The sequence below is a fragment of the Bradyrhizobium sp. STM 3843 genome (assembly GCF_000239815.1).
Lineage (GTDB): Bacteria > Pseudomonadota > Alphaproteobacteria > Rhizobiales > Xanthobacteraceae > Bradyrhizobium.
In genome coordinates this window covers 1-5,886 of the sequence record NZ_CAFK01000151.1, presented here as the reverse complement: position 1 = coordinate 5,886, position 5,886 = coordinate 1, and the positions used below count along the sequence as shown (strand labels likewise).

The following is a 5,886-nucleotide window of genomic DNA, read 5'->3' as shown; positions in this document are numbered from 1 at the left end:
CAATTGCTCTGGGACAGATAATAGCCGGGACGCGACGCTGCCGTCGCCCCGACAAGCGCACCGGTCGCTCCACCAACCACAGCGCCGGCTGCAGCCCCGCTCGCTCGTCCCGTCAGCAAGCCGCCGAGCACGCCACCCACGATCGCGCCCCCGAGGGCGCTGGCGCCGGGATCTGCCGGCGGCGGAGGCGGTGCCGGTTCGTAGGCGACGGGCGGCGGAGGCGGCGCGTAGGCCCCCGCCGGCGCATAGACGACATCGTCGGCATAGTCCTCGGAGATGTAGGTGGGCGGGCCGTCCAAGCGCTCCGGGTAGTAGTACCAGACCCCGCCGACATCCCACCACCAGCCGTCACGGCCATCATGGATTTCGTGGCGCCAGCGTCCGCCTTCCCAGCCGACGCGGCCGCGATAGGCGTGTCCGCCGAAGTCGCGCGCCACGATGGCGCCGCGCGCGTAACGGGCGTCGGGTCCGCGGCCAGCGACGGGCCCGGTCGGACGGGGTGCTACCGGCCCAGGCCCGACGGCACGTACCTGCCCAGGCCCGGTGGCATGCCCTGCAGCGGGGCCCGGGGCAGTCGGGCGCGCGCTTGGCACGGGCCTGCCCTGCGGTCCGGGACGACCTCCCGGGCCATTTTGCTCCTGCGCCTGCGCGGACAGCGAAAATGCCGCCACAAGCGACACGACCGGCAGCAACAGTCTCTTCCGGTTGAATGCCCTCATTCTCGCCTTCCTCGCTCGCCTATCCGATAAGTTCACCGGGCCAATGCCTTGAGCCAGCAAATCTCTCTCAAGGACTGGAACGAAGCATTGCCGGTTCGCATGCCGACAGATCGGCAAGATCACGACGATTTTGCGGCGAATCCCTTAGCAGGATCTCAACTTCCTGCGCTATGTCCATGATTTGCTTCGCAGCCCGCTGTAACAATCCGCCTTATCTCGGCCACGATTGGCAAAGCGGGCTCCGCGCATCACCTCAGCGGGCGGGCTCGATCACGTTACAGTTGGTTCGACCGGACATCAGGCAATCCTGCAGCTTGCTTGCGGCGGTCAGATCATGCGCCAGCCACAGACCGAAGGCGAGAATCACCGCGGCGATGAGCAGTCCCAGGATTGCGCCTCGCCGGCCATTGTCGGCGTTCGGATCGGTCAATGAAGGCTCCGGGTCATACGTCAGCTCACACGTCGCGCGAGTCGACATGGGCCTTATGGATCGGCGTCGCCGGCCCAACATAGGTGCACGTGGTCAGCCACATCAACTGCTGGCATTGCCAATCGCTTCCCATCACACGGCTTGCCACCGATTTGGGATGCGCAACCACGGCCGCCATCACGCTTGCACCGGCAGCGACAACCGCGATAGCGACGGCAAGCGCCAATCTGATGCGCCTCGACGACGGAGGGGTCATGCCGGAGCTCCTTTGGCCCGCTAATGATACTGCGCGCAGCGCCCAATTTTTGTGATTTTATTCACACCCGGCGAATCTGTCTCACCGCGGGGCTGCTTAGATAAACACGGCGGTCCGCGCTGCAATGACGATAAACCAATTGTCATCCCGGTGTGCGATCCTGTACACACTGGCTCCCGTCGCGCCGCTAGGCTTGATCAAGAGATCGCTGAGTGGCGATTCGACGGTGACAGCCCCACACGACCATCAACCTCAAACAATCAAACCCAAGCAATCAACCCTAACAGCTACGCGAAGTGACCACGTTCGATGAGAGGATTTAAGGAACCCGGATTTGCCGATCGGCAGAAGGCTGCAAAAGACGCGCGCAAGAGCATTTTAGAGAAATTCCGCGCGCAGCCGAGCCCGGACGATCCCGAAGTCGTGAAGCGGCGCCTCGAGCGCGAGGCTGTTGCCGCCCGGCGCGAGCAGGCTCGTTTGGAGCGCGAAGCCGCCAAGGCCGAGCAGAAGCGACAGGAAGAGGAAGCGAAGGCCGCAGAGGCTGAGCGGCTCGCCCGCGAGGCCGAAGAAGCCGAGGCCCGCCTGGCTGCGCTCGAAGCCGAACAGAAGGCGAAGCGCGATGCCCGCTATGCTGCGCGCAAAGCACGCGGCAAGAAGAAATAGCGGCGCAGCGGAGCCCGAGCATCGACGGCACGTCGGTGAGATCGAGGCTTGTCTGACGAGATCAGTTATCCCGCGCCGTGAAATGGCTCAAGGATGACCCGCTTCGGCCTGCAATGCTCAGGCGATAGGCAGCAGCGCAGGGACCTGCGTCCGCAAGGCGCGGCTCCCGCATGTTCCGACAACGGTGACTTAAAGGTCAGATCCGCGGCATGAGCATCGCCGCAGGGTGAGCCTGGCTACGCCCAGGCTCACCGCAGGCATGGCCGCCTCAGTTCTTCTTCATGCCGTCGTCTTTTTTCATGCTGTCCTTGGACATGGCATCGCCCTTCGTCATGCCGTCCTTCGACATGCTGTCCTTCTTCATGCCATCGTGCATTGTGTCCTTCTTCATCGCGTCGTCCTTGCCCATCTTGTCCTCGGCAAAGGCGACCGGAGCGAGCGCGACGTTGAGCGAGAGAGCGGCGGCGCAAATTCCAAGCACGATGCGGGTCCGGGTGGCCATGTTTGATCCTTCCTTGACGAATGATTTCGCGAGCGACGGAATGTCGCTCGTGGTATCGACGTCGGCGCACCTGAGCTTGTTACGTAGTCCCGAAATTTTTCTATCAGCGACTTTTGACCGCAGCGTCGGGAATTCCTGAATAACGACACAATTCTGCCGGTGAAGAGCATGTTAGTACGGGCCGCGCGCCGGGATGGAGTCGCTGGCGTGCACCGCAGCAATCTCGCCTCTTGCAGTTCCAGCTCAAATGATCTTCGTCATTTGACGAGAGGTATTTCCGGCAGAACCGGGTAAAGTCCCTCATCATCCGGCTTCGGCCGGACCACCAACCAGAAGTTGTCCAGGGGAAGACCATGCTCTCACGCCGCCACGTCCTTGCATCCGCGCTCGCTGCGCCAACCATTCTGCGTCTGGGAATTGGCACCGCGCACGCGGCAACGACCTTGAAGATTTCTCACCAATTTCCCGGCGGCACCATCGAAGCAGGAGATTTCCGCGACCGGCTGTGCCGGATGTTTGCCGCCGAAGTCACCAAGCGTTCCGGCGGCGACCTGGTGGCCGAAATCTACCCGAACTCCTCGCTGGTCAAGACGGTCGCGCAGTTCTCCGCGATGCGTAAGGGCGCACTCGACATCAGCCTCTATCCGATGCCCTATGCAGGCGGTGAGGTCCCGGAGACCAACATCGCCCTGATGCCCGGCCTGGTCACAACCTACGATCAGGGTGCGCGCTGGAAAACCTCGCCGGTCGGCAAGGCGGTGAACGATTTCCTCGCTGACAAGGGCATCATCCTGCTGAGCTGGATCTGGCAGGCCGGCGGCGTGGCCAGCCGCACGCGCGCGTTGGTTGCTCCTGAGGACGCCAAGGGCCTGAAGGTCCGCGGCGGCTCGCGTGAGATGGACATGGTGCTGCAGACCGCGGGCGCCTCGGTGCTGTCCGTGCCCTCCAACGAAATCTACACGGCGATGCAGACGGGTGCCTGCGACGCCGGCATCACCTCGTCGACCAGCCTGATCTCGTTCCGCCTGGAGGAAGTCTCGAAATTCCTGACCTCAGGCGCAAAGGCATCCTATTGGTTCATGCTCGAGCCGCTGATGATGTCGAAGGCGATCTTCGACAAGCTGCCGAAAAACCAACAGGACATCATCCTCGCTGTCGGCGCCGAACTTGAGACGTTTGGCCGCAAGGGCGCGCAGGACGACGACATCGAGGTCGCCAAGGTCTACGAGAAGGCCGGGGCCAAGGTGGTGGAGCTCGATCTCGACACTGTCAACAAGTGGCGCGACATTGCCCGCGATACCGCCTGGAAGGACTATGGCGCGCGGACCGCGACCGCCGGCAAACTGTTGAAGCTCGCATCCGACGTCGCAGCATGACGCACGGTCCGTCACTGGATCGCGAGGTAACCCATGAGATTCCCGCTGGCGGCCCGCTGGCGGGACTCGAAGGGGGCCTGGCGTTGCTCAATCGCGTCATTGTCGTGTTCGCTGCGATCGCCCTGGTCGCGGCCTGCGTCATCTTAAGCTACAGCGTGATCGGCCGCGCCCTGTTCAAGGCGGCCAATTATTGGCAGGACGAGGCCGCCGTCTTCCTGCTGGTCGGCGCCACGTTCATGACTGCGGCCTATGTGCAGGAGCATCGCGGTCACGTCAGCATCGAAGCTTTCGTCGGGCTGTTGTCGCCGCTGGCGAATCGCATCCGTCTTTGGCTCGTCGACGTCGCGAGCTTTCTGTTCTGCGTGTTCTTCACCTGGAAGTCCTGGACCCTGACCTACGAGGCCTGGGAGGACGGTCAGGTCTCCAACTCGATGTGGTCTCCACCCCTTGCTATTCCCTATTGTCTCATGGCCGCCGGAATGAGCCTGCTCTGCCTGCAGCTCCTGTTGCAGATCGTAAAGCCGTTGACCGGAGCGCGCCGATGAGCGTCTTCGGAATTGGGCTGTCCTACGCCGTCGCGACGCTGGTCGCGATGTTCTCCGGCATGCCGATCGCCTTTGCGCTCGGTGCCGTCGCGGTCGTTTTCATGGCGATCTACATGCCGACCGCATCCCTGGATACGGTGACGCAAAACGTCTATGAGGAGATGGCCTCGATCACGCTGCTGTCGATCCCGCTCTTCATCCTGAAGGGCGCAGCGATCGGTCGCTCGCGGGCCGGCCAGGATCTCTACTCGGCGCTGCATGCATGGCTGCATCGGGTGCCGGGCGGGCTCGGGGTCGCCAACGTCTTTGCCTGCGCGCTGTTCGCGGCCATGGCGGGGTCGTCGCCGGCGACCTGCTCGGCCATCGGCTCGGCTGGCATTCCCGAGATGCGCAAGCGCGGCTATTCGGGCGGCTTTGCCGCCGGCATCATTGCCGCCGGCGGCACGCTCGGAATCCTGCTGCCGCCTTCGATCACGATGATCCTGTTCGCGATCGCCGCCGAGAAATCGCTCGGACGGTTGTTCCTCGCCGGCATCGGCCCGGGCCTGCTGCTGGTGCTGCTGTTCGGCGGCTATGCCGTGATCCGCTTCCGGCACGAATATGCCAACGCCAAGCTCGCTTACGAGAAGGCGGGCACTTGGTCGCCGATCCTAGCGAAGGACGATTACACCCTCGCCCAGCGCTTTTCGGTGTTGCCGCGCGTGATCCCGTTCGTGCTGTTGCTGACCGGCGTGATGGTCGCGCTCTATGGCGGCTTCGCCACGCCGTCGGAAACGGCGGGCCTGGGCGGCATCCTGGCGCTGGTGTTGATCGCGCTGATCTACAGCGTCTGGCGGCCGACGGACCTCGCCCCGATCATGAAGGCGACGCTGCGGGAATCGACCATGCTGATGCTGATCATCGGCATGTCACTGCTCTATTCCTACGTGATGAGCTATCTGCACATCTCGCAATCGGCAGCCGAATCGATCGTCGCGATGCATCTGCCGCGCTGGGGTCTACTGGCAGCGATCCTGCTGATGGTGGTGGTCCTCGGCTTCTTCCTGCCGCCGGTTTCGATCATCCTGATGACCGCGCCGATCATCCTGCCGCCGCTGCGGGCGGCGAATTTCGACATCATCTGGTTCGGCGTGGTGATGACGATCGTGATGGAAATGGGCCTGATCCATCCGCCGGTGGGCTTGAACATTTTCGTGATCAGGAATGTCGCCCCCGACATTCCCTTGAGCGAGGTGATCTGGGGCACGCTGCCCTTCGTGCTCCTGATGATGGGGGCGGTGCTGCTGCTCTGCTTCGTACCGCAGATCTCGACGGTGCTGCCCGACCTCGTGATGGGGCCGGACCTCAGCCGATAAAACGCGAATGGCGAATAGGTAAAGTGCCCCCTATTCGCTA

The 5,886-nt window shown here is 63.2% G+C and carries 8 protein-coding genes; 4 read left to right on the top strand and 4 right to left on the bottom strand.

From position 1 onward, the window contains the following. From BRAS3843_RS42190 to BRAS3843_RS17180, 3 genes are all read right to left on the bottom strand, one after another. The coding region (locus BRAS3843_RS42190; RefSeq protein WP_035981970.1) for a hypothetical protein at positions 1-719 on the bottom strand (719 nt) is incomplete at its 3' end. A gap of 253 nt (positions 720-972) precedes the next feature. Further along, positions 973-1,149 carry a hypothetical protein gene (locus tag BRAS3843_RS41560; protein ID WP_175361131.1) on the bottom strand — a complete coding sequence of 59 codons (177 nt, stop codon included), beginning with the start codon at positions 1,147-1,149 and terminating at the stop codon, positions 973-975. Positions 1,150-1,174: 25 nt separating this feature from the next. After that, entirely contained in the window at positions 1,175-1,405 is a 231-nt protein-coding gene (locus tag BRAS3843_RS17180; protein WP_008970237.1) for a hypothetical protein, read from the bottom strand. Positions 1,406-1,714: 309 nt separating this feature from the next. On the opposite strand from BRAS3843_RS17180, the gene BRAS3843_RS17175 reads away from it, so the two are divergent. Beyond that, positions 1,715-2,068 carry a DUF6481 family protein gene (locus tag BRAS3843_RS17175; RefSeq protein WP_008970236.1) on the top strand — a complete coding sequence of 118 codons (354 nt, stop codon included), beginning with the start codon at positions 1,715-1,717 and terminating at the stop codon, positions 2,066-2,068. A 268-nt stretch (positions 2,069-2,336) separates the two neighbouring features. On the opposite strand, the gene BRAS3843_RS17170 is transcribed toward BRAS3843_RS17175, so the two are convergent. Next, positions 2,337-2,570 carry a pentapeptide MXKDX repeat protein gene (locus tag BRAS3843_RS17170; RefSeq protein ID WP_008970235.1) on the bottom strand — a complete coding sequence of 78 codons (234 nt, stop codon included), beginning with the start codon at positions 2,568-2,570 and terminating at the stop codon, positions 2,337-2,339. Positions 2,571-2,923: 353 nt separating this feature from the next. Here BRAS3843_RS17170 and dctP point away from each other — a divergent pair, with 353 nt between their 5' ends. From dctP to BRAS3843_RS17155, 3 genes are read left to right on the top strand one after another with little or no spacing between them, the layout of a single operon-like run. Then, entirely contained in the window at positions 2,924-3,946 is a 1,023-nt protein-coding gene (gene dctP / locus BRAS3843_RS17165; protein WP_008970234.1) for a TRAP transporter substrate-binding protein DctP, read from the top strand. After that, positions 3,943-4,491 carry a TRAP transporter small permease gene (locus tag BRAS3843_RS17160; RefSeq protein ID WP_008970233.1) on the top strand — a complete coding sequence of 183 codons (549 nt, stop codon included), beginning with the start codon at positions 3,943-3,945 and terminating at the stop codon, positions 4,489-4,491. Before dctP ends, BRAS3843_RS17160 begins: the two co-directional genes overlap by 4 nt. Next, a complete protein-coding gene (locus BRAS3843_RS17155) occupies positions 4,488-5,846 on the top strand; it encodes a TRAP transporter large permease (protein WP_008970232.1) in 1,359 nt (452 codons plus the stop codon). The genes BRAS3843_RS17160 and BRAS3843_RS17155 overlap by 4 nt, the downstream gene beginning before the upstream one ends. Positions 5,847-5,886: the final 40 nt, after the last annotated feature.